General features: G+C 66.7%; 26 protein-coding genes and 1 pseudogene. 15 read left to right on the forward strand and 12 right to left on the reverse strand.

Annotated elements, in window-relative coordinates; genetic code table 11:
- Nucleotides 1–86 precede the first annotated feature (86 nt).
- From ACFEMD_RS11290 to ACFEMD_RS11300, 3 genes are all read left to right on the forward strand, one after another.
- Entirely contained in the window at nucleotides 87–470 is a 384-nt protein-coding gene (locus ACFEMD_RS11290; RefSeq protein WP_394741107.1) for a hypothetical protein, read from the forward strand.
- Nucleotides 471–518: 48 nt separating this feature from the next.
- A complete protein-coding gene (hmgA, locus tag ACFEMD_RS11295; protein WP_394741108.1) occupies nucleotides 519–1,745 on the forward strand; it encodes a hydroxymethylglutaryl-CoA reductase (NADPH) in 1,227 nt (408 codons plus the stop codon).
- 140 nt (nucleotides 1,746–1,885) lie between these two features.
- Nucleotides 1,886–2,566, forward strand: a complete 681-nt coding sequence (locus ACFEMD_RS11300; protein ID WP_394741109.1) for a potassium channel family protein — start codon at nucleotides 1,886–1,888, stop codon at nucleotides 2,564–2,566.
- A gap of 34 nt (nucleotides 2,567–2,600) precedes the next feature.
- Here ACFEMD_RS11300 and ACFEMD_RS11305 read toward each other — a convergent pair whose 3' ends face one another.
- Both ACFEMD_RS11305 and ACFEMD_RS11310 read right to left on the reverse strand, forming a co-directional pair.
- Nucleotides 2,601–2,957 carry a hypothetical protein gene (locus ACFEMD_RS11305; RefSeq protein WP_394741110.1) on the reverse strand — a complete coding sequence of 119 codons (357 nt, stop codon included), beginning with the start codon at nucleotides 2,955–2,957 and terminating at the stop codon, nucleotides 2,601–2,603.
- Nucleotides 2,958–3,030: 73 nt separating this feature from the next.
- Nucleotides 3,031–3,555, reverse strand: coding sequence for a DUF5817 domain-containing protein (locus tag ACFEMD_RS11310; protein ID WP_394741111.1), 525 nt, complete (start codon nucleotides 3,553–3,555; stop codon nucleotides 3,031–3,033).
- Between the two features lie 104 nt (nucleotides 3,556–3,659).
- Between ACFEMD_RS11310 and ACFEMD_RS11315 the strand changes: the two genes are divergently transcribed.
- From ACFEMD_RS11315 to ACFEMD_RS11325, 3 genes are all read left to right on the forward strand, one after another.
- A complete protein-coding gene (locus tag ACFEMD_RS11315) occupies nucleotides 3,660–3,998 on the forward strand; it encodes a cupin domain-containing protein (RefSeq protein ID WP_394741112.1) in 339 nt (112 codons plus the stop codon).
- Nucleotides 3,999–4,161: 163 nt separating this feature from the next.
- Nucleotides 4,162–5,277 carry a DoxX family protein gene (locus tag ACFEMD_RS11320; RefSeq protein ID WP_394741113.1) on the forward strand — a complete coding sequence of 372 codons (1,116 nt, stop codon included), beginning with the start codon at nucleotides 4,162–4,164 and terminating at the stop codon, nucleotides 5,275–5,277.
- A 70-nt stretch (nucleotides 5,278–5,347) separates the two neighbouring features.
- Complete coding sequence (locus ACFEMD_RS11325) at nucleotides 5,348–6,727, forward strand: NRAMP family divalent metal transporter (protein WP_394741114.1); 1,380 nt, start codon at nucleotides 5,348–5,350, stop codon at nucleotides 6,725–6,727.
- An 18-nt stretch (nucleotides 6,728–6,745) separates the two neighbouring features.
- On the opposite strand, the gene ACFEMD_RS11330 is transcribed toward ACFEMD_RS11325, so the two are convergent.
- The 6 genes from ACFEMD_RS11330 to ACFEMD_RS11355 form a co-directional block, all read right to left on the reverse strand.
- The gene (locus tag ACFEMD_RS11330; RefSeq protein WP_394741115.1) at nucleotides 6,746–7,174 is read right to left on the reverse strand and encodes a GNAT family N-acetyltransferase; all 429 of its coding nucleotides are present in this window, start codon (nucleotides 7,172–7,174) and stop codon (nucleotides 6,746–6,748) included.
- Between the two features lie 57 nt (nucleotides 7,175–7,231).
- The gene (locus ACFEMD_RS11335; protein ID WP_394741116.1) at nucleotides 7,232–8,302 is read right to left on the reverse strand and encodes a polysaccharide deacetylase family protein; all 1,071 of its coding nucleotides are present in this window, start codon (nucleotides 8,300–8,302) and stop codon (nucleotides 7,232–7,234) included.
- Nucleotides 8,303–8,596: 294 nt separating this feature from the next.
- A complete protein-coding gene (locus ACFEMD_RS11340; protein WP_394741117.1) occupies nucleotides 8,597–9,697 on the reverse strand; it encodes a polysaccharide deacetylase family protein in 1,101 nt (366 codons plus the stop codon).
- Complete coding sequence (locus ACFEMD_RS11345; protein WP_394741118.1) at nucleotides 9,698–9,859, reverse strand: hypothetical protein; 162 nt, start codon at nucleotides 9,857–9,859, stop codon at nucleotides 9,698–9,700.
- Between the two features lie 348 nt (nucleotides 9,860–10,207).
- Complete coding sequence (gene icd / locus ACFEMD_RS11350; RefSeq protein WP_394741119.1) at nucleotides 10,208–11,470, reverse strand: isocitrate dehydrogenase (NADP(+)); 1,263 nt, start codon at nucleotides 11,468–11,470, stop codon at nucleotides 10,208–10,210.
- A gap of 197 nt (nucleotides 11,471–11,667) precedes the next feature.
- On the reverse strand, nucleotides 11,668–11,958 hold the full coding sequence (locus ACFEMD_RS11355) for a hypothetical protein (RefSeq protein WP_394741120.1): 291 nt from the start codon (nucleotides 11,956–11,958) through the stop codon (nucleotides 11,668–11,670).
- A gap of 92 nt (nucleotides 11,959–12,050) precedes the next feature.
- Between ACFEMD_RS11355 and ACFEMD_RS11360 the strand changes: the two genes are divergently transcribed.
- The 3 genes from ACFEMD_RS11360 to map all read left to right on the forward strand — a co-directional run bounded on the left by ACFEMD_RS11360 (nucleotide 12,051) and on the right by map (nucleotide 14,307).
- Nucleotides 12,051–12,965 (forward strand): isoaspartyl peptidase/L-asparaginase, encoded by a 915-nt coding sequence (locus ACFEMD_RS11360; protein ID WP_394741121.1) that lies wholly within the window; start codon nucleotides 12,051–12,053, stop codon nucleotides 12,963–12,965.
- A 263-nt stretch (nucleotides 12,966–13,228) separates the two neighbouring features.
- Complete coding sequence (locus tag ACFEMD_RS11365) at nucleotides 13,229–13,354, forward strand: hypothetical protein (protein ID WP_293030238.1); 126 nt, start codon at nucleotides 13,229–13,231, stop codon at nucleotides 13,352–13,354.
- Between the two features lie 56 nt (nucleotides 13,355–13,410).
- Nucleotides 13,411–14,307, forward strand: a complete 897-nt coding sequence (gene map, locus ACFEMD_RS11370) for a type II methionyl aminopeptidase (protein ID WP_394741122.1) — start codon at nucleotides 13,411–13,413, stop codon at nucleotides 14,305–14,307.
- Between the two features lie 13 nt (nucleotides 14,308–14,320).
- Here map and ACFEMD_RS11375 read toward each other — a convergent pair whose 3' ends face one another.
- Nucleotides 14,321–14,521, reverse strand: a complete 201-nt coding sequence (locus ACFEMD_RS11375; RefSeq protein ID WP_278290227.1) for a DUF7835 family putative zinc beta-ribbon protein — start codon at nucleotides 14,519–14,521, stop codon at nucleotides 14,321–14,323.
- 251 nt (nucleotides 14,522–14,772) lie between these two features.
- On the opposite strand from ACFEMD_RS11375, the gene ACFEMD_RS11380 reads away from it, so the two are divergent.
- The 5 genes and pseudogenes from ACFEMD_RS11380 to ACFEMD_RS11400 all read left to right on the forward strand — a co-directional run bounded on the left by ACFEMD_RS11380 (nucleotide 14,773) and on the right by ACFEMD_RS11400 (nucleotide 16,820).
- Nucleotides 14,773–15,309, forward strand: a complete 537-nt coding sequence (locus ACFEMD_RS11380; RefSeq protein ID WP_394741123.1) for an HIT family protein — start codon at nucleotides 14,773–14,775, stop codon at nucleotides 15,307–15,309.
- Complete coding sequence (locus tag ACFEMD_RS11385; RefSeq protein WP_394741124.1) at nucleotides 15,306–15,728, forward strand: hypothetical protein; 423 nt, start codon at nucleotides 15,306–15,308, stop codon at nucleotides 15,726–15,728. The genes ACFEMD_RS11380 and ACFEMD_RS11385 overlap by 4 nt, the downstream gene beginning before the upstream one ends.
- Before the next feature lie 30 nt (nucleotides 15,729–15,758).
- A pseudogene (locus ACFEMD_RS11390) lies at nucleotides 15,759–15,892 on the forward strand (mechanosensitive ion channel domain-containing protein); the annotation flags it as partial.
- 93 nt (nucleotides 15,893–15,985) lie between these two features.
- A complete protein-coding gene (locus ACFEMD_RS11395) occupies nucleotides 15,986–16,306 on the forward strand; it encodes a hypothetical protein (RefSeq protein ID WP_394741638.1) in 321 nt (106 codons plus the stop codon).
- Nucleotides 16,307–16,409: 103 nt separating this feature from the next.
- Nucleotides 16,410–16,820: a cupin domain-containing protein gene (locus ACFEMD_RS11400; protein ID WP_394741125.1), complete on the forward strand. Its 411-nt coding sequence runs from the start codon at nucleotides 16,410–16,412 to the stop codon at nucleotides 16,818–16,820.
- Nucleotides 16,821–16,844: 24 nt separating this feature from the next.
- Here the strand turns inward: ACFEMD_RS11400 and ACFEMD_RS11405 are convergent, their stop codons facing one another.
- Together ACFEMD_RS11405 and ACFEMD_RS11410 are read right to left on the reverse strand one after the other, a co-directional pair.
- Nucleotides 16,845–17,081: a glutathione S-transferase N-terminal domain-containing protein gene (locus ACFEMD_RS11405; RefSeq protein WP_394741126.1), complete on the reverse strand. Its 237-nt coding sequence runs from the start codon at nucleotides 17,079–17,081 to the stop codon at nucleotides 16,845–16,847.
- Nucleotides 17,082–17,158: 77 nt separating this feature from the next.
- Nucleotides 17,159–18,412, reverse strand: a complete 1,254-nt coding sequence (locus tag ACFEMD_RS11410; RefSeq protein WP_394741127.1) for a tRNA (N(6)-L-threonylcarbamoyladenosine(37)-C(2))-methylthiotransferase — start codon at nucleotides 18,410–18,412, stop codon at nucleotides 17,159–17,161.
- A gap of 148 nt (nucleotides 18,413–18,560) precedes the next feature.
- On the opposite strand from ACFEMD_RS11410, the gene ACFEMD_RS11415 reads away from it, so the two are divergent.
- Nucleotides 18,561–19,610, forward strand: a complete 1,050-nt coding sequence (locus ACFEMD_RS11415; RefSeq protein ID WP_394741639.1) for an SDR family oxidoreductase — start codon at nucleotides 18,561–18,563, stop codon at nucleotides 19,608–19,610.
- A 14-nt stretch (nucleotides 19,611–19,624) separates the two neighbouring features.
- On the opposite strand, the gene ACFEMD_RS11420 is transcribed toward ACFEMD_RS11415, so the two are convergent.
- On the reverse strand, nucleotides 19,625–20,644 hold the full coding sequence (locus tag ACFEMD_RS11420; protein ID WP_394741128.1) for an AI-2E family transporter: 1,020 nt from the start codon (nucleotides 20,642–20,644) through the stop codon (nucleotides 19,625–19,627).
- Nucleotides 20,645–20,725 lie beyond the last annotated feature (81 nt).

Here is a 20,725-nt window from a genome sequence, read left to right on the forward strand (position 1 = left end):
GTAGTGGTCGCCGCCTCGAGGACGTCCCGCGAACGCCCTCGTATCGGGCCAGAAACTAGTAGTATCCCGGAAATGAAGACTCACACATGTCGAGCCGCGAGAACCGGGCGATCCTGGCCTCCTTCGGCGTGTTCGTGCTCGCCCTCGCCGGACTCGCGGTTCTCGAGGGGACGCTCGGCGTCCCGGTCGGCGACGGCCCGCTCGCCGCACTCGCGTTCGCTGTCGCGATCGTCCTTCCACAGCTGTACCTCGCGCTGACGGACGACGAGGTCGCACCCCGGACAAGGCTGGGAGTCGCCGCCGTCCTCGCGGGGCTGTTCGCGCTCGGGTTCGTCGCGGCACCGACCGGAACGCCGTCACTGCTCCTATTCGGCGCCGCGGGGATCGCGCTACTGGTCGTCTGCCGGCGCGAGATCCGCGCGGCCTACCGGGAGTCGATCGGGAACGACGACGCCGCGTCCCGACGGTAGTCGAGGCGATCAGCAATCCTTAGGACCGGGCCGCGTGTTGGCCCCACCATGACAGATCCCGCGTCCCTCGCCGACAGGGTCCAGGAGGGGGAGCTTCGCATCCACGAACTCGAGGCCGAGGCCGACTTCGACACCGCCGCGGAAGCCCGCCGGTTGCTCGTCGAGCGCGAGACCGACGCCGACCTCGAGACGATCGGCGACTACGCGTTCCCGGCCGAGCGAGCCGAACCGAACATCGAGAACATGATCGGCGCGGCCCAGATTCCGTTAGGTATCGTCGGGCCCGTCTCCGTCTCGGGCGGGGCGGCCGACGGCGACCACTACCTGCCGCTGGCGACGACCGAGGGCGCGCTCTTGGCGTCGGTCAACCGCGGGCTCTCGGTGATCCGCTCGGCGGACGGCGCCGACGCCCGGGTCACCAAGAACGGGATGACCCGCGCCCCCGTGTTTCGGGTCGACGGCGTCGCCGAGGCCGCCGAGACGGTCGAGTGGGTCGAGGACAATCTCGAGGCGCTTCGCGAGGCTGCGGAGTCGACGACGAGCCACGGCGAGTTAGTCGGAACCGAACCGTACGTCGTCGGCGACTCGGTCTACCTGCGCTTCGCCTACGACACGAAGGACGCGATGGGGATGAACATGGCCACCATCGCGACCGAGGCGGCCTGCGAGGTCGTCGCCGAGGAGACGCCGGCCTCGCTCGTCGCGCTCTCGGGGAACCTCTGCTCGGACAAGAAGCCCGCGGCGATCAACGCCGTCGAGGGCCGCGGACGGTCGGTGACGGCCGACGTCGTGATCCCCGGCGACCTCGTCGAGGATCGCCTGCACACCACCGCCGAGGCGATCGTCGAGGCCAACACCCGGAAGAACCTCGTCGGGAGCGCGAAGGCCGGCAGCCTGGGCTTCAACGCCCACGCCGCGAACGTCGTCGGCGCGGCCTTCCTCGCGACGGGTCAGGACGAGGCACAGGTCGTCGAGGGCGCGAACGCGATCACGACGATGGACACCAGGAACGCGGAGAACGGCGCGACCGACCTCTACGCTTCGGTCTCGCTGGCCTCGCTCGAGGTCGGCACCGTCGGCGGCGGCACCAAACTTCCCACGCAGTCGGAGGCCCTCGACGTTCTCGGGCTCCGGGGCGGGGGCGATCCCGCGGGCTCGAACGCCGACGCCCTGGCGGAGATCATCGCCGTCGGCGCGCTGGCGGGCGAACTCTCCTTGCTCGCGGCGCTGGCGTCGAACCACCTTGCGAGCGCCCACGAGGACCTCGGGCGGTAGCGCCAGGGGAATCGAACCCGTTTTCGCACCGCGTGAACCGTCTTTCGAGTCGCTTCGCTCGACTGAGAGCGTCCCTACTGACATGCGTGTTGGCATACCACTAAGAAAGCCGAGCGCGAAGGGTAGAAACGATCGATCGCATGTCTACAGATTCGCTGCGCGTAATCATCGTCGGCGGCGGACGCGTCGGCTACCGCGCGGGCCGACTGCTCGACGGCTACGGCCACGAGGTCGTCGTCATCGAGCGGGATCCGTCCCGCTGTGCGGAGATCGACGAACACTTTCCGACCGTGATCGAGGCCGACGCGACGCTGCCGCCCGTGCTTCGAGAGGCCGACCCGGCGGCGAGCGAGACGATCGCCGCGCTGACGGAGGACGGCGCGACGAACCTGGCGGTTTGCCTGGCGGCCCAGCGAATGAACGAGTCGATCTACACGATCCTGCGGACCGACACCGAGTCCAGACACGAGTACGGCGAACTGGTCGACAGCGTCGTCTACCCCGAGGCGGCCGGGGCGAGGCTCATCGCGAACGAGATCGTCGGCAACGCGCCCCGCGTCTTTAACGCGTTGACCGGGGACATCGAGATCGTTCGCGTAAAGGTTGGGGAGGACGCCCCGCTCGCCGGCGAGACCCTCGCCGACGCGCCCCTCCCCGAGGGCTGTCTCGTCATCACCGACGCGGACGCCAGCCACGTCGCCAGGCCCGACACGATCCTCGAGGCGAACCACCAGTACGTCGTCGCGGTCGATCCCGACGACCTGGACGAAGTGGCAATGCTTCTCTCGGGGACGGTCAAAACGGTTGGAACCGGCCCCTGATCTGCGAGCCCCGCCGAAAACTCGTCTCACAACGCTACTGCGGCAGCGTCCGCGCGTCGGCCCGTGCTCGGACTGTCGCGACCGCGACGTACCCCCCGCCGACGGCGAGCAGCAGGTAGCCGCCGAGCACCCCGAACCCGCTCGAGGCGACGGCGACGACGCCCAGTCCGATCCCGGCGACGCCGTAGGCGGCGGCGAAGTCCCGTCGGCCGTACGCGCCGTGGAGAACCGCGAGGGCGCCGAACGTCAGGGCGAACGCGCCGACCGCGAGTGTCGTGGTGTCGACGCCGAGCAGCGAGTCGCCGACGGCGGCGCCGTAGACCAGCGCCGCGATCGCGACCACCGTCCCGACGCCGATCGTCACTGCCTGCACGTCGACCGTCTCGTCCATTGCCGTTTCGTACCGGCTGGGGGTGCAAAGAACTGCCGCTCGAGGGCCATGGCTGTGGAGCAGGGCGCCGCGCTCAAAGACGCCGGTACCGCCCTCGGCTCTCGCTGACCTCGCCGCGTCTGGTGAGTTTCTCGAGGGCGTCCTCGACGTAGCCGGCTGATACGCCCCGTTCGCCCGCGTAGTCGACGACCTCGTCCTCGGTCGGTCGCTCGAGGTCCTCGAGAGCCCGCTCGACGATTTCCTTCTTGCTGCCGCTGTTCGTCGAACCGCGGGGGTCGCGCTCGCCCGCCGCTTCGAGTTCGTCGGTGTCGAGCCCTGACGCCTCGAGGTACTCCTCGTCGTCGACGACGCCGTCTGCGACCTCCTGCTCGAGATCGGAAAAGGAATCCAGCTTCGCGAAGCTCTCGCCCTCGCCCTGGCGGTTCGCGAGCATCGACGCGCGGACGTCGCGAGCGTGGTCGGCGTCGTCTGTCTCGACGAACTTCTTGCGACGCTCGTAGGCCTTCCTGGAACCGCAGCGGGGGCACTGGGTCGTCTCGGAGCGCCCCTCGATCATCCAGAGGTGCGAACAGTCGCTACAGCCGACGACGGCGTACATGCTAGCTCGAGATGGGGTGGCCCCGTAGTTCAAGCTTCGGCACGCGCGGTGAAAGTGATCCTGAGGCGTACTACTATTAGCTCCGCCCTCGCCTCTCGAGACGTATGGAACGCGTGTCCCTTTCCGACAGCGAGACCTCGGAGGCCGCCGACGGGGTCCACCTCGCGATCATGGCCGGCGCCGAGGAGATGAACGTCCAGCACTTCGAGATCGAGCCCGGCGCGACCGTCGAGGAGCACAGCCATCCCCACGAACAGACGGGGTTCATCTACGAGGGCGAACTGACCTTCCACAGCGACGGGGAGGAGATCGTCTGCGGCCCGGGCGACTCCTACGCGATCCCCGGCGACCAGCCCCACGCCGCCGAGAATCGCAGTGACGAGACGGTCCGCGGCGTCGACATCTTCAGCCCGCCCCGCGAGAACCCGACCTGGCAGGAGTAGCGAAGACACGGCCGATCAGCTCGTTCTCCGACGATACCGCTCGACAGCGGTGACACCAGTTTCACTCGAGGCTCGAGGAGCAGCTCTCAGTCGGCCTGCGCTATAATAACTAAGGCGATAAAATTATTAGGAAATACTAATTTTTAGGTACTGAATGCTAAATATGCGAAACACCGAGACCGAATCGACTGCCGACGATCGAGCGGGACCGTGGATCGCGTTCGCGCGCGTCTTCGCCGGGTTCCTCCTGCTGTACGAACTGACGCTCGGCGGCTGGTGGAAGCTCGGCTGGTTCACCACCGGGCCGAACCCGGAGTGGATCGGCGCCGACGCTGGCGCGGAGGTGTACGGGGTTTCCGAACGGGCGATCGAGGAGGGAACGTTCGGCTGGTTCGCGGCGCTGCTCGAGGCCGTCGTCCTCCCGGCTCCCGAGCTCTGGACCGTCCTCGCGCTGGCGGCCCAGATCGCCACCGCCGTCGGCCTGATCCTCGGGCTCTGGACGCGACCCGCTGCACTGCTTGGCATCGTCTACTTCCTGCCGGTGTTTCACCTCGGCATGATCCGGACCTCGCCGCTGTTTACCGTCCCGATCGCGTTCGCGTTCGTCGCGAACGCCGGTCGCTACCGCGGCCTCGACGCTGTACTCTGGAATCGCTCCGACGCGCTCGGACGGCTGACTCGAACCCTCAACGCACCGCTGCCGATCCGACGGGCCTGGTACCCGCCGCTGGCCGCGGCGGTCGCCGTCGTCGGCGCGTACTACCTGCTCTCGATTCCCGAAACCGTCGGGACCCGCGTCCACCTCACGAGTCTCGAGCTGACCGTCTTCGCCGGACTCGTCGCCGGCGGCCTCTCGTACGTCTATCTGGGGGCGACCCCGACGGCGGTCGCGGCCGACGCGCTCCGGATCTTCGTCGGCTACCGGTTCCTCCAGGAGATCGTCGTCCGGTCCGAGCCGGGCGCGAACGCCCTCCCGGGCTGGGCGAGCGCCGACGCTCAGGCCGAGGTGTTCGCCGAGATCGCCGCATCGCACGTCGCCCCGGTGAGCGCGTTCATCGAACTGGCGGTGCTGCCAGCGATGAGCGCGTGGTTCCTCGTGTTCGCCGCGGTTCAGACCCCGATCGGAATCGATCCCGAGGCCGGCTACGGTGAGGTCGCCGGCCCGGTCGCGCTGGTGATGTTCGCCTTCGGACTCCTCGCGCTCGCGTTCGTTTCTCGGCCGTCCGCGGCGTTCGCGTCGAACGCGTCCGCGACGGACCGCGTTCCGAGCGACGACTGACGAGTGTCCTTCTTGTTCTTCAACGGGCGAATACCACGGAGTTATACCCGCCTCGGCGAAAGGGACACCGATGGGAACGGAGACGCGATCGTCGGATCGCTGGGGAATCGGACGCGTGACCGGCTATCTCGAGCGGCTGGGGCCGACCTGGCTCGCGGGCGCGATCGCCGCGGGGCCGGCGACGATGGTCAGCCTGCTCGTCGCGGGCGCGAGCTTCGGCTACACCCTGTTGTGGGTGGTCGTCCTCTCGGCGATCCTGGGAACGTTCGGCCAGTACCTCGCGATGCGGCTCGGCCTGCTCACCGAGGCGGGAATCGTCGCCGTCGTCGAGGACCGCCTCGGCTCGTTCTGGGCGTGGGTGCTCGTGATCGACGTCGTGCTCGCGGCGGGGCTCGCACAGCTGGTGATCATGAAGACGCTGGCCGACGTCAGCGCGACGATCGTCGGCTCGGCGGGAATCGCCGCGCTGGCCGACCCGCGACTGTGGGGCGTGACGTGGGCGGTGATTCTCGCGCTTGGACTCGCAGGTGGCGGTTACAGGGTCGCGGAACTCGGCGCGAAGCTGCTCGTCTCGCTCGTGGTGCTCGCGTTCGTCGCCTCGGCGTTCGTCGTCCCGATCGATCCGGCCGAGGCCGCGACCGGACTGGTTCCCTCGATGCCGGCCGGCGTCGGCGGGGCGGTCGTCGCCGCGGGCGTCCTCGGCGGTGCGGTCCACATCACGCTGCTGACGATGCAGAGCTACACGATGCGCGCCCGCGGCTGGACCGAGGGCGATCGCGGGATCGCGCGCTTCGACGTCGTCAGCTCGATGCTCGTCGCCTTCGGAATCTTCAGCCTCGCGGTCTTTCTGGTCGCAGCGAGCGTGCTGCCGGGAGTCGTCGACCCCGCGACCCTCGACGAGATCCAGGCCGCGCAGGCGCTCGGCCCGGTTGCGGGCGAGTACGCGACCTGGCTGTTCCTGCTGGGACTGTGGGGTGCCGCGGTTTCGACGCTCGGGGGCAACACGATCGTGCCGCCGTACCTGCTGGCCGACAAGCTCGGCTGGGAACAGTCCGTCGAGGACCCGCGCTACCGGACCGCGCTCGTCGTCGTCGCGCTCGCCTCAGCGATCGGTGCCTTCCTCGAGGGGGCCTTCTTCGAACTGCTCGTACTCGTCCTCGCCTTCGGCCTCGTCGGGACCCCCTTCGCGCTCGCGGTGATCCTCGTTCTGCTGAACGACGCCGACGTCGTCGGCGAGACCAACTCCGTCCTCGAGAACGTCGGCGGACTCGCCCTGTTCGCGGTCGCGGTCGTACTGGCGGGCGAGTTCGTCCTCGAGGAGCTGCCGGCGGCGTCGGCGGGCGATCCGACCGCGCTGTTCGTCGTCGCCTTCGCCGTGGCGATGACGCTGGCGATCGTCGGGATCCTCTGGACTGCGGTTCGGGATCGACTTCGCGCCCGTTCGGGGTAGCGACGGGTCAGATCGCAGCTACAGCACCTTTCGCATCTTCACGTGGGGAATGCCGGCCTCCTCGAACGGCTCGCCGTATCGGTCGTACTCCAGCTCCGCGTAGAAGTCGGCCGCGTGCGTCTGGGAGTGGAGTTTCAGCTCGTCGAACCCGCCCGCTCGAGCCCGCTCCTCGAGGACGGCCATCAGCTTCCGGCCGATCCCCTCACCCCGTCGCGGTTCGATGACGGCCACCCGCTCGACCTTGCCGACGCCGGCCTCGAGTTCCCGGAGCCGTGCGGCGCCGACGGGATCGCTCCCGTCGTAGGCGACGACGTGGACGGCGTCGGCGTCGTGTTCGTCGTACTCGAGGTCCTCGTCGACGCCCTGCTCCTCGACGAACACCGCGTGGCGAACGGCGAGGGCGTCCTCGCGATCGGCGTCCGAGTCGACGACGCGCGTCTTGATCATGGCGGGCGGATACGGCGACGCGACTCGAGAGCGTTACGGTCCGCTCGGACGTCGAGGCTACAGATGCCCCAGCTCCGCGAGCGCCTCGTCGAGCGTGACGATCGCCAGATCGTTCTCGAGGGCGGCTTCGATGGTGTACTCGAGGCGGTCCTCGGTGAACGTTTCGAACTGGGAGTGGGCGCCGACGATCGAGAGAACCCGCTCGTCCGCAGCGGTTTGCACGAACTCGTCGATGTCGTCCTCGCTCGTCTTGTCGGTCTCGATGTACATCCGTTGCATCGTCGTCGGGTCGAGGCCGTCGATCTCGTTGTGGCCGCCGCCGTATCGATGGTTCGCGACGGCGTCGTACTGATCGCGGACGATTTCCTCGACGACGCCGTGGTAGCGGTCGTACGTATAGACGAACCCGGTGACGTCGATCCCCCACTCGGCGAGTCGGTCGTCGGTCCGATCGAGGATATCCTGTATGAACTCCTCCGGATGTCTAAGATAGCCGTCGGCGCTGACCGTTTCGGTCAGCGGCTCCTCGAGATCGACGTACGCATCGGTCGAATCGGTGCCGCCGCCGCCGGCGACCGACGTCGTGCTGTAGGCGCCGTCGTCGTCGAACGCGACGAGTGGATCCGATTCGAACTCGCCGTGTCGACCCCACTCGACGGAGACCCGGTCGTCGCCCTCGTCTGCAGTTCCGGTTAGGGGAGTGTGTCCCAGCGCCCGGTGTTCGTAAGTGTGGGACATGACGGTCCACCCCGCCTCGTAGATCTCGACCAGCTGATCCGGTTCGAGGTACGCGTCAGAATCCTGTTCCATCAGCCCGGGACAGACGGCGAGACAGCCCGGAACGTCGTACTCCTGGTGAACCTGGTAAGTGAGCGTGTAGTCCTCGATCGGGCTGTCGTCGTAGGTGAAAACGAGCATCCCTTCGCTGTCCTCGAGGCGTTCCTCGAGGTCGTCCGCCCGTTTATCGTCCGCGGACTCGTCGTTCGACCCCTCGCTTCCGCTCGACTCGTTCCGGCCGTCGCCGCTGTCACTGTCCTCGCCCGTCTCCCGCTGCGAGACCCCGTACGCGGTGGCGGCGCCGCCGGCCGCGGTGACCCCGACGACCGCCAGCAGGTTCCGGCGGCGCATCTACGCCCCACCTCGAGTCGACCACCGATTCGAGGCGGCTTCGGTCCTGGTACCCGTTGGTCGCCCGTTCGTGCTGTCCTCGGTTCGCTCGAGTCGGTCGATCCTGACCGAGCGGTAGCGCTCCCCCCTCGAGATCCGACTGCATACCCTCTCGAGTGTCATATCCTTGTTCGAACACTTTTACCTGCGCTACGTTATAATCCTCACCATCTCTCTCGTAGCGTCCGCCGAAACCGAGAGAACTGACGTTGATCCCTCGACACGGCCGAGCCAAACTGACAACCGAAATCGGTGTTAACGGAGTTCGAGTTCGTCGAGCGCTTCCTCCATCGTGACGATCGCGAGGTCGTGTTCGAGAGCGGTCTCGATCGTGTACCGAAGTCGCTCCTCGGTGATCGTCTCGAACTGTGAGTGGCCGCCGACGATCGAGAGCACGTCGTCCTCGGCGGCGGTCTGCATGAACTCCTCGATCTCCTCCTCGGTTGCCCGATCGGTTTCGATGTACATCCGTTGCATCGTCGTCGGATCGAGGCCGTCGATCTCGTTGTGGCCGCCGCCGAAGCGGTGGTTCGCGACGGCCTCGTAGTGGTCCCGAACGAGATCCTCGATGAGCCCGTGGTATCGCGTGTACGTGTAGACGAACCCGAGCACCGTGAGCCCCCACTCCTCGAGCTGTGCGTCCGTCTCGTCGAGGATGTTCTGCATGAACTCCTCCGGATACCTGACGTGGCCCGAGGCGTCGATCGTCTCCTCGAGCGGTTCGGCGAGTTCGACGTACTCCCCGGTGGAGTCGCTCCCACCGCCGGCGACGGTCGCGGTCGTTCTGTTCTCGTCGTCGAAGATCACCAGCGGATCCTCCTCGATGTCCGCGTGGCGGTTCGCTTCGACGTAGATGCGGTCGTCCCCCTCCAGAGCCGTCTCGGTCAGCTGGATCTTACCGAGCGCACGGTGGTAGTAGGTGTGTGACATTACCCCCCAACCGTCGTCGTGCATCTCGCGAAGCTGGTCCGGAGAGAGGTACTCGTCGCCACCGCCGTCCTCCATCCAGCCGGGACAGGCCGCGACGCAGCCGGGAACGTCGTACTCCTGGTGGACCTGGTAGGTGAGCGTGTAGTCCTCGATCGGGCTGTCGTCGTAGGTGAAGACGAGCATCCCCTCGCTGCCCTCGAGGCGTTCCTCGAGGTCGTCCGCCTGCTCGTCGTCGGCTTCCTCGTCTGCCGACTCGTCGCTCGACCCCTCGCTTCCCGACTCGTCGTCCCCGTTTCCGTCCGACTCGTTTTCATCGTCGCCGGTCCCGCCGTTCTCGTCGGAGTCGCGCTGAGAAACCCCGTACGCGGTAGCGGCGCCGCCGGCCGCAGTGACCCCAACGACCGCCAGCAAGTTCCGCCGACGCATCTACGGCTCACCTCGAGCCGGCAGCCGGCTCGGAGATCCCCCGACTCCGGTGCCCGTTCGTCGCTCGGACGCGCTGTCCACGGTTCGCTCGGCCTCGCTGGTGCCGACCGATCGGTGGCCTTCCCCCATCGAGATCCGACTGTGTGCTCCCTCGAGTACCATGTCTTCGTTCCGACGTCTCTTCGGCACTACTTCATAATCTTCTCTATATCCCTCGTAATACTCGACGAAACTGATAGATATGAGGTCGATCTTCGGAGTGGTAGAACGTATCTACCCAGTTAATATGGTTTCTGTAAGGAATATCTCGTCCTGAATTTTGAAATTCGTCCCTATGCCGTCTCTAAAACGGAACCGCGTACCCCGGCGATTCGGCCGTGGGGAGGCTATCCCCTACCTAAACTGCTTGTCGAGCACCGTCAGACCAAAAAAGCAGACCAAAACGCTGTCTACGACAGCTCCTCGATATCATCAGACACCGCTGGTGTCTGATTGCTTGAAAAACTGGCTTTATGCCAGTTTTTCAATGTTGCTGACAACTTCGTCGGCGTACTCGCTGGTGGCGAGCTTCTCGGCGTCCTCGAGCTGGCGCTCTAAGTCGTAGGTGACCTTGCCCGAGGAGATGGTCTCCTCGACGGCGTCGCGAACGAGGTCAGCGGCGTCGTGCCAGCCGAGGTACTCGAGCATCATGCGGCCCGAGAGGATCATCGCGGTCGGGTTGACCTTGTCCTGGCCCTCGTACTTCGGCGCGGAGCCGTGGACGGGCTCGGCCAGCAGACGGCCGTCACCGAAGTTCGAACCGGGCGCGATGCCGAGTCCGCCGATCTGGGCGCCGGCGGCGTCGGACATGTAGTCGCCGTTTAAGTTCATCGTCGCGATGACGTCGTACTCGTCGGTGCGGGTGAGGATCTGCTGGAGCATGTTGTCGGCGATGCGGTCGTTGACGACGAGCGTGTCGTCGTCGACCTCGCCGTCGTTCTCCTCCCAGAGGGTGTCCTCGGTGATGACCTCGTCGCCGTACTCCTCTTCTGCGACCTCGTAGCCCCAGTCGCGGAACTGGCCCTCGGTGAACTTCATGATGTTGCCCTTGTGGACCAGCGTGACCGAGTCGCGGTCGTGCTCGAGGGCGTAGTCGATCGCACGGCGGACGAGGCGCTTCGTCCCGAACTCGGTGATCGGCTTGACGCCGATGCCGACGGGACCGTCGTGGATGATGTCGGTCTGGCCCATCTCCTCTTCGACGAACTCCTTTACCTCCTCGACCTCGTCGGTGCCTTCCTCCCACTCGATGCCGGCGTAGACGTCCTCCGTGTTCTCACGGAAGGTGACCATATCCATCTGCTCGGGCGATTTGACCGGCGACGGGACGCCGTCGAGGTGGTAGGTCGGTCGGACGTTCGCGTAGAGGTCGAGCAGCTTGCGCAGGCCGACGTTCAGCGAGCGGAAGCCGGCGCCGACGGGCGTCGTCAGCGGACCCTTGATCGCGACGCGGTGTTCCTTGATCGCCTCGACGGTCTCGTCGGGCAGGTTCTCGTCGTACTTCTCGCGGGCGGACTCGCCGGCGTAGACGCGCATCCAGTTGATATCGCGACCGGTCGCCTCGGCGGCGGCCTCCAGGACCTTCTGGGCGGCGGGGCCGACGTCGCTGCCGACGCCGTCACCGTAGATGATCGGGATGATCGGGTTGTCGGGGACCTCCAGCTCGTCGTCGGTTCCCTCCTTCAGCGTGATCTTCTCCCCCTCCTCGGGGACCTCGATCTTGTCGTAGCTCATCTCGTCTGTACCGTGCTCCGATGGGGCTAAAAGGGCTCCCATTTCCGCCGATGTTGCGTCCGATTTCCACCGTCAATCGGTCGACCGCAGCCGATCGTCGAAAAATCCGCTCGAGCACCCCTCATACCGGTAAAACACAGTTTCGATCGTTACACACTCGTTCGTCGGCTGTCGAACCCGTCTCCGACGAACGGCGATCACCTCGTGGGATCGCGCGCCCCGTCGGTCGCCGCTCCCCAGTACCGGGCGAGAAGGACGGCACCGACAACCGCGACGGCGACGCCGCTCGCCCCGAGCAGCGCTCGTCCCGTTTCCGTCGACCACCCCATCCTGATCGCGCTCCAGGAACCGGCCAGTAACGTGATCCCGAGTACGAGGAGCGCGATCCCGCCCTGGTAGGGGGTCAGCTCGTCGCCGGCCAGTAGCCGACCGACGGCGACTGCGGTCATCGCGGCACAGAACCCGGCGAGTAGGAGGGCCGACGTCATCCTCGACGTTGCTACTCAGCCCCCGCTGGTAAGTGTGTAGGGTTTCAGACCGTCACGAAACCGTTACCGTGCTCGCCTCACCAGAGATCGGTATGCAGCTACTCGTCCACGGCGGCGCCGGGAGCACGCCAAAAGAACCGGAACGGAGACGGCAGGTACTCGAGCGGGCGGCCGAAACCGGTGCCGAGCGACCGACCCCGGTCGACGCCGTCGAGGCCGCGGTCGGGGTTCTCGAGTCCTCGCCCCGGTTCAACGCGGGCGTCGGCAGCGCGGTCCAGAGCGACGGCCGCATCCGAACCGATGCGGGGATCATGACCGACGACCGCGCCGTCGGCGCGGCCTGCTCGATGCCCGACGTCGAACACGCCGTCGAGGTCGCCCGACTCGTTATGGAGGAGACGCCCCACGGGTTCGTCTCGGGCGAGCACGCCGTCTCGCTGGCCGAGGCGTTCGGCGTCGAGACGGGTGTCGACCTCTGGTCGGAACGCACGCGCGAGAAGTGGACCGACCTCGAGCCACCCGCTGGCGGTACCGAGAGCGAACTCGAGTGGATCCGCGAACGGTACGGCCGGACGGATCCCGACGGCCGCGACGAGGAGGGGACGAACGACCCGACGACCGCCGATCTGGACCACGACACGGTCGGCGCGGTCGCCTTCGACGGCGAGCACCTCGCCGCGGCGACGTCGACGGGCGGGCGCTGGCTCGCGCTTGCCGGCCGCGTCGGCGACGTCCCGCAGGTCGGCTCCGGCTTCTACTGTTGTCCCTCGGCGGCGGTGAGCGCGACCGGCGCCGGCGAGGACATCGCACGCGTGACGCTCTCGCGGCGGGTCGCCGGCCACGTCGAGCGCGGCCTCGACGCCGACGCCGCCGCGGAGCTCGCGATCGAGGAGTTCGCCGAGATCACCGGCTCGACCGCCGGCGTCATCGCGGTCGACGCCCGGGGGCGGCTGGGCTCGGCCTACAACAGCGACGGGATGCAGACCGCTCGAGCGACCGATCGCTAACGACCCCTGAGTGGACGGTCCGCCGGGTACGGACCGTCGATCCAGGGAATCGGTCGGCGCGTGCGGCACCCGAACTGGCGTCTCTCACGCCACGAGCGAGGACGCCCCCGAGCGACAAAGCCGCGACGACCGTTTCACGGGATTGTGCGTCGTTTGTCCGAGTAACGGCTCGTTCACCGATAGCACGGTCCCGATCCGTCCGCCTCGAGTTCGACGATCGTCGTGAAGTACTTTTATTTATTGTCGTACCGAGTTCCGAATCGATGCTCAAGCCACCCCACCACGGCGCTCGACAGTGTCCGGAGTGCGAGACCACCCTCTCGAACGTCCAGGGGCTCGAGACCTGTCCGGCGTGTCGCTGGATCGCGTCGTCGGCGTCCGATCGGTAGCCCCTCGAGCGTCGGGAGACGGAACCTCTTTTTGCCGACCGGTGTAACTCGGGTACATGGCCGAATCCGAGGTGGACTTCGACTCCGAGAAGTACGAGAAGCTCCGCGAAGCGGGGGAGATCCTCTCGCAGGTGCGCGCAGAGACCGCAGACCGCGTCGAGGTCGGCGCGAGCCACCTCAAGATCGCCGAGTACGCCGAGGACCGCATCCGGGAACTCGGCGCCAAGCCGGCGTTTCCCGTAAACATCTCGATCGACGAGGAGGCGGCCCACGCAACCCCCTCGATCGGCGACGAGTCGACGTTCGGCGAGGAGATGATCAACCTCGACATCGGCGTCTGCATCGACGGCTGGCTCGCCGACACCGCGATAACCGTCGATCACTCGGGCAACCCCGAGCTCGCCGAGGCGCCAGAGCAGGCCCTCGAGGCGGCGATCGACATGATCGAGCCCGGCGTCGAGACCGGCGAGATCGGCGCGGAGATCGAGGACGTCATCACCAGCTACGGCTACAACCCCGTCGTCAACCTCACCGGTCACGGGCTGGGCCACTGGGAGCAACACACCAGTCCGACGATCCCGAACCGCGCGGTCTCGCAGGGGACGACCCTGGAGGTCGGCGACGTCGTCGCGATCGAGCCGTTCGCGACCGACGGCGGCGGGAAGGTCACCGAGGGCGCCAGCGAGGAGATCTTCGCCCTCGAGCGCGAGGGATCGGTTCGAAACCGGGACGCCCGCAAGGCCCTAGAGCAGATCACCGAGGAGTTCCGCACGCTCCCGTTCGCGACCCGCTGGCTCGAGACCAGTCGTCCGGAGATGGCGCTGCGCCGACTCAAGCGAAACGACATCGTCCACGGCTATCCGGTGTTGAAAGAGGACGAGGGCTGTCTCGTCAGTCAGAAAGAACACACGGTCATCGTCACCGAGGACGGCTGCGAAGTGACGACTGCCTGATCGTCACCGACCCCTAGGCGTTGTTCATCCGCTGGCTCGTCCGAGTACCACAGCGCTTGCACTCGGCGACGCGGTAGGGTTCCCGGGAGAACTGTGCGTTCTCCTCCTTTCGGCTCTCGGTTCTGAGCTGGACCGACACCTCGTGTGGAGTGTCGAGGCCGCAGTCCTCGCAGTGCTCGGTCAGCCCGTTGAAGGAGTCGTCTGTGGTTGCCATTACTTCGTTCTTCTCGGAGTACCATCTTAAACCTCTGTATCGTTTCGAGAAGTATACTGACGTGTTCGCCAACCGGATCTCGCTCCCGACAAGCCCTCAAATCCGCTTATATCGTTCATCGCTCCTTCTCCGAAACGTTTCCCACCCGACGCGACGCTCCGTCATACAACCGACCTACCGTGGTTCGTTTCTCGAACGGTCCTCCGCTGTCGTTCGATCCGACTATAGGGATCCCTCGAGTGTACCGGGGTATGAACCAAGTGTTCGCACCGTGGCGGATCGAGTGGGTCGAACGGGACGAGCGAAACCCCGACGACGGCTGCGTGTTCTGTGCGTTCCCGGAGGAGGACGCCGACAGGGAGAACCTGGTCGTCGCGCGCAGCGAGCACGCCTTCGTCCTGTTGAACAACTACCCGTACAACCCCGGCCACGCGATGGTCATCCCCTACGCTCACACCGGAGCGTACGGCGAGCTCGACGACCAGCAGCTGCTCGATCACGCCCGGCTGAAACAGCGTACCTTCGACGCTCTCGAGACCGCACTCGGCCCCGACGGGTTCAACGCCGGACTCAACCTCGGCGACGGCGCGGGCGGCTCGATCGACGACCACCTCCACACCCACGTCGTCCCGCGCTGGGAGGGCGACACCAACTTCATGCCTGTCATCGGCGACACCTCCGTCATCGTCGAGGCCCTCGAGGACACCTACGAGCGCGTTCACGAGGCGTTCGCCGCCCAGGAGGGCGCGACCGTCCCCGACGGGGGCGGTGCCGTCGTCTTCGAGTGAGCTGTGACGTCCCCGACGCCACCTCGCCGCGGCTGCTGGCCGAATCCTTGTATGGCTCGGCACCGAACCTGGACGCCGTGCCGGAGCTGGGTTCGATCGAGGAGTTGCTCGGCGCATACCTCATCCTGCTCGACAACTTCGCGACGTTTCTGGTGACGGTCGCGCTGATCTACGCCGTCGGACGGTTCGTCGCCCTTCCGGTCCTCGGACTCGCACTCGAGCTTCGAGGAACCGAGCGTACCCTCCGGGAGGGGATCGAACGGGTCGCCGCCGTCGGCGTCGTCCTCGCCGCGGTCGTCGCCGGCCTCTCGCTGGCCGGCCTCGATTTCGTCCTCGAGCGCGCCGCGATCCTCGTCGCCGCGTTTACCGTCGCGCTCGGGTTCGCGGCCCAGAACATCGTTACTTCGCCACACTCGTGACGGGCTTCCGTTCGCTTTGCTCACGGAAACGTGGTCGGCAATCTGGTCAGTGGCGTCTTCATCGTCACCGATCCGACGTTCAACATCGGCGACTGGATCCGCTGGAACGACAAGGAGGGGTGATCAAGGACATCAGGTTCCGGTCGACGCGGGTCCGAACCTTCGACAACGAGGTGATCGCGGTCCCGAACTCGGAACTGACCGCGAACGCGGTCACCAACACCGTGCTCAACGGTCGACTCCGCCTGACGGTTCCCGTGCGGGTCGACTACGGTGACGACCTCGACGCCGTCGTCCGAATTCTCTCGGAGGTGGCGGCCGACCATCCGGACGTCCTCGAGCGCCCGGAGCCGATCGTGCGGGTTACGGACCTCGGCGAGACCGTCGAGGTCGTCGCCTCGCTGTGGATCGCAGAACCCGATCGGATCACGTACGGTCGCATCCGATCGGAGTACGCCCGCGAGATCGTCAACCGTCTCGAGGAGGCCGGCGTCGATCTCGGACGGACCGGTCCCCAGGAGATCGCGGGCGAGATCGGCGTCGTGTCGAGGTCGGCGCCGGTCGATCCCGATCAGTGACCGGTCTCCTCCCCCAGATGACGGGCTCGCACTCCGGAGAACCAGCAACTCGGACCGGTCGACCGGACGCTTTTTCCCTCTCGTCGCCTCGACGTAGTACGCTATGGAGTACGAGGTGGTACACACCGACGACGTCCCGCTGACCGACCTCTCGGAGATCGACGAGGTGCCCTCGGACCTACAGATGCGGGCGATCGACGACTTCCTCCCGAGCGAGCACGTCCAGCTCAAGCTCTGGTACTTCGAGCCCGGCGAGGAGATCCGGTACCACGCCCACGCCGAACAGGAGGAGCTGTACTTCGCCCTCGAGGGGGAGTTCGAGCTGACTCTCGGCCGCGACGGCGACGCCGAGCGCCGCGAGGTCGAGGCCGGCGCGTTCTGGCTGGCCAGACCCGAGGTCGGCCACGGCCACCGCAACGTCGGCGACGAGGAGGGGATCGTCCTCGCGGTCGGCGCGCCGAACGTCGAGGACCCGGGTCGGGATCCCGGCGAGTTCGACGAGGGGAGCGAGTAGCGGTCGCCCGCTTCGCGCTGCTGTTCAGGCGTACGTCGACTCGAGGAACTCCAGGATGCGTTCGGACTCGGCCATCGTCACGCCGTAGGAGTCGTCGACGACCACGGGAACCCCCCGCTGGCCGGAGACCCGTTTTACCTCGTCGCGCTCGGAGTGGAGCGCTTCGACCCAGACGCTCTCGTAGTCGACCTCGAGTTCGTCGAGCCGGTCGGCGACGGTCTCGCAGTACGGACAGCCCTCGAGCTGGTAGAGTTCGAGCATCGCCTGCGGGTACGGACGGGTGCAGCAAAAGTGCCGGTGGCGCCCGGGAGGTTACGGTCGGAACGGGTCGAAGTGGTTCATACGGGCTTGCCGAAGGCGTACATCGTCTCGTGGGCCGTGACCTCGAGGTCGACGAAGTCGCCGGGTTCTATGCCGTGGTCGCTGGCGTTCTGGACGATAATCTGCCTGTACGCCGAATCGCGACACTTCACCGAGTCGGCAGTTCCGTCCTCGACGACGAGACAGTCCTCGCGGACCTCGCCGACCATCGACGCGTGGGCCTCGCCGACGATCTCGCGTTTGGCCGCGCTCATCTCCTTCGACCGTTCCTTCTTGACCGTCCCACCGAGGCCCTTCATTTCGGCTGCATCAGTACCGGGGCGCTTCGAGAAGCGAGTGACGTTTACCTTCTCGGGGCGGGTCTCGCGGAGCAGCGCCATCGACTGGGCGTGGTCGTGATCCGTTTCGGTCGGAAACCCGACGATGAAGTCCGTCGACAGCGTCCAGTAGTCGAGGTGGTCGTCGAAGGTCTCGATCACCTCGAGGTATTCTTCGACCTGGTGCTGGCGGCGCATGTCGCCGAGCACGTCGTCCGATCCGGACTGGACGGGCGCGTGCAGGAAGTCGTACAGCTCGTCGTTCGCGGCGAAGACCGCGGCGAGTTCCTCGCGGATGCCGTGGACGCCCTTCGGGTTGGCCATTCCGACGCGGACGCGAAAGTCGCCCTCGAGGTCGCAGATCTCGGAGAGCAGGCGATGCAGCTTTCGCTCGCCCTCGTCCCAGCCGTAGACGCCGGTGTCCTGGCCCGTGATCCGAAGTTCCTTCGCGCCGGCGTGGATGAGCGCCCGGGCTTTCTCGACGTTCTCCTCGATGCTCGGGGAGTCGATCTTGCCCGTCGCGCGCTTTGTGATACAGTACGAGCAGTCGGACATACAGCCCCGCGCGATCGGGAGGATGCCGACGACGCCGTCCAGAATCGGCTCGGCGTCGGGGGTCGTCGTCGGACACTCGCCGTTGGTGACCGCTTCCGGCACTTCATCCCAGTGGAGCACTCGGCCGTCGACGTCGGCCGCGGCGAACTCCTCGCCCTGGGCCAGGGCCATACAGCCCGTGATGTAGAGGTCGGCGGTCTCGTCTGCCAACTCGTCGGCCCGGCGGAGCATGTTGCGCTCGGTTTTCTCGACGACCGTGCAGGTGTTGAGGATGGCTACGTCGGCCTCGCCCGGGCCGTCAACCCGGTGGTGGCCCGCGTCGCGGAGCCGTCGCTCGATCTCGCGGCTTTCCCCGCGATTGGACGTGCAGCCGTACGTCTCGATGTGGTACCGGGCCATCGTCGTTACTACCGTTCGGATCCCGCGAGCCAAAAGCCCGACGGATCGGGGCCGTTCGCGTCCGTCTCCGAGGCGGCGCTCGAGCGACGCCGTGCACGCGCATACAGGCCCCGAGCGCAAACCCGTCGTCCCCGTTGGGACGATAGCGATGTTCCAGCGACTCACCAGCGGACGAGAGACTGAGACCGAGCCGAAACCGCTCGAGGAGCAGGTGATCGTGATCACCGGCGCCTCGTCGGGAATCGGACTGACGACCGCACGGATGGCCGCCCGGCGGGGCGCGCGGGTCGTCCTGGCGGCCCGTAGCGAGGAGGTCCTCCGGGAGGCCGTCGCGGGGATCGAGGCCGACGGCGGCGACGCCACCTTTGTCGTCGCCGACGTCGGCGACCGCGAGAACGTCCGCGAGATCACCCGCGTCGCCGAGGAGACCTACGGCGGGGTCGACACCTGGATCAACGGCGCCGCGGTCTCGATCTACGGCCGCCTCGAGGAGATTCCCGTCGAGGAGATGCGCGAGCAGTTCGATACCAACGTCTGGGGGCTACTGTACGGCTCGCTCGAAGCCCTCGACGTCCTCGAAGAGGGCGGGACGATCATCAACGTCGGCAGCATCGTCTCCGATCGCTCGATCATGCTGCAGGGCAGCTACTCGGCGTCGAAACAGGCGGTCAAGGCCTTCACCGACGCCCTGCGGATGGAGCTCGAGGAGGAGGGGCGACCGATCACCGTAACGCTGGTCAAACCGGGCGCGATCGACACGCCCTACCCGCAAAACGCGGAGAACCACATGGACGAGGCGGCGACGGTACCGGCGCCGGTGTACGCGCCCGACACGGTCGCGCGGGCGATCCTCCACGCCGCGGAACACCCCCAGCGGGAGGTCACCGTCGGCGGCGGCGGGAAAGGGTTCACGCTGCTCGGGAAGTACACCCCGGAGCTGATGGATACGCTGATGAAGACCGTCTTCGGCCCCCAGCAGCGAAAGGGCGAACCCCCGCGTCCGGACGCCGAGAGCGGGCTCGAGGAGCCCGCGGGTGACCTCGAGGAGCGCGGGGATTACGAGGGGTACGTCGCCGAGTCGAGTTTCTACACCAGGCTGCGACAGCGCGGGCGAACGCCGAGCGGAGCGGCGTTCGGAGCCGGGCTCGCCGGACTCGCGTACGCCGGTTACAGGGCGATGCGGCGCCGAGCGCGGTAGCCGGCTCCGTGATCTTACCTCGATCCCGACTCCGCCCCGAGCCGGTCGTAGTTCTCGTCGAGGACGTTGACGGCGGCGATGAACGCGCCGACGACGACGGGACCGAAGAACACGCCCATGACCCCGAAGGCGTAGATCCCGCCAAGCACGCCGAGGATGATCACCGCGGGGCTGATCTCGGCGTAGCGGTCGACGACGACCGGTCGGAGGTAGTCGTCACAGATGCCGACGATGACCGCGCTGTAGATGGCAAGCGCCGCGGCGAGGACGGGTTCGCCGGTTGCAAAGAGGTACAGCGAGGCGGGGATCCAGACGAACGGCGCGCCGATCAGCGGCACCAGCGAGAGGATCACCATGATGAACGTCCAGAACGCGGCGTTGGGGATGCCGACCGCGAACAGTCCGAGGCCCGCAATGACGCCCTCGATGATCGCGATCAGAACGTGGCCCGCGAGCACCGCCCACGTGACCTCGTTGAGATCGCCGTAGAGGTCGTCCTGAACGTCGTCGGGAAGGGGCGTCCGCGCTCGGATCCAGTCCATGAGGTCGTCGCCGCTCTTGAGCAGGTAAAACAGCAGAAACAGCGCCAGCCCGAACCCGATCAGCGCGCTGGTGAGCGCGCCGAACCAGTCCGTCGCCTGCTCGAGAGCGATCGAGCCGATCTGTTGGGCGGAGTCGGCGACCGTTCCGACGATGTCGACCTCGATGCCGGTTTCGTCCTCGATCAGCGCCTCGATCTCGGCGATCTGGAGGTCGTCGGGATCGGTCTCCTGGATCAGCTCCGCCGCGTCCTCGGCGACGACCGCGGCGACGAGCACGAACGGAACGATGAAGCCGACGATCGCCAGTAAGACGAGCGAGAGCGCGGCGACCGCCGGCGGAACGTACTCCTCGAGTCGCTGTTGAAGCGGGAACAGGACGAAGCCGAGCAGCAACGCGAGCAACACGTACTGGAAGAACGGAACGACGAGCTGCCAGGAGAGGTAGGCGAATATCGTGACGAGAACGAGTAGATACCCTTTGCTGCGGTTCACGATTAGGTATCCGTCGGCGCAACGATAAAAGCGGACCCGACATGTTCCACGACCGGAGTGTCGTAGCCAGTCGCAACACGC

This window comes from Natronococcus roseus (genome assembly GCF_043677095.1).
Classification (GTDB): Archaea; Halobacteriota; Halobacteria; order Halobacteriales; family Natrialbaceae; genus Natronococcus; species Natronococcus roseus.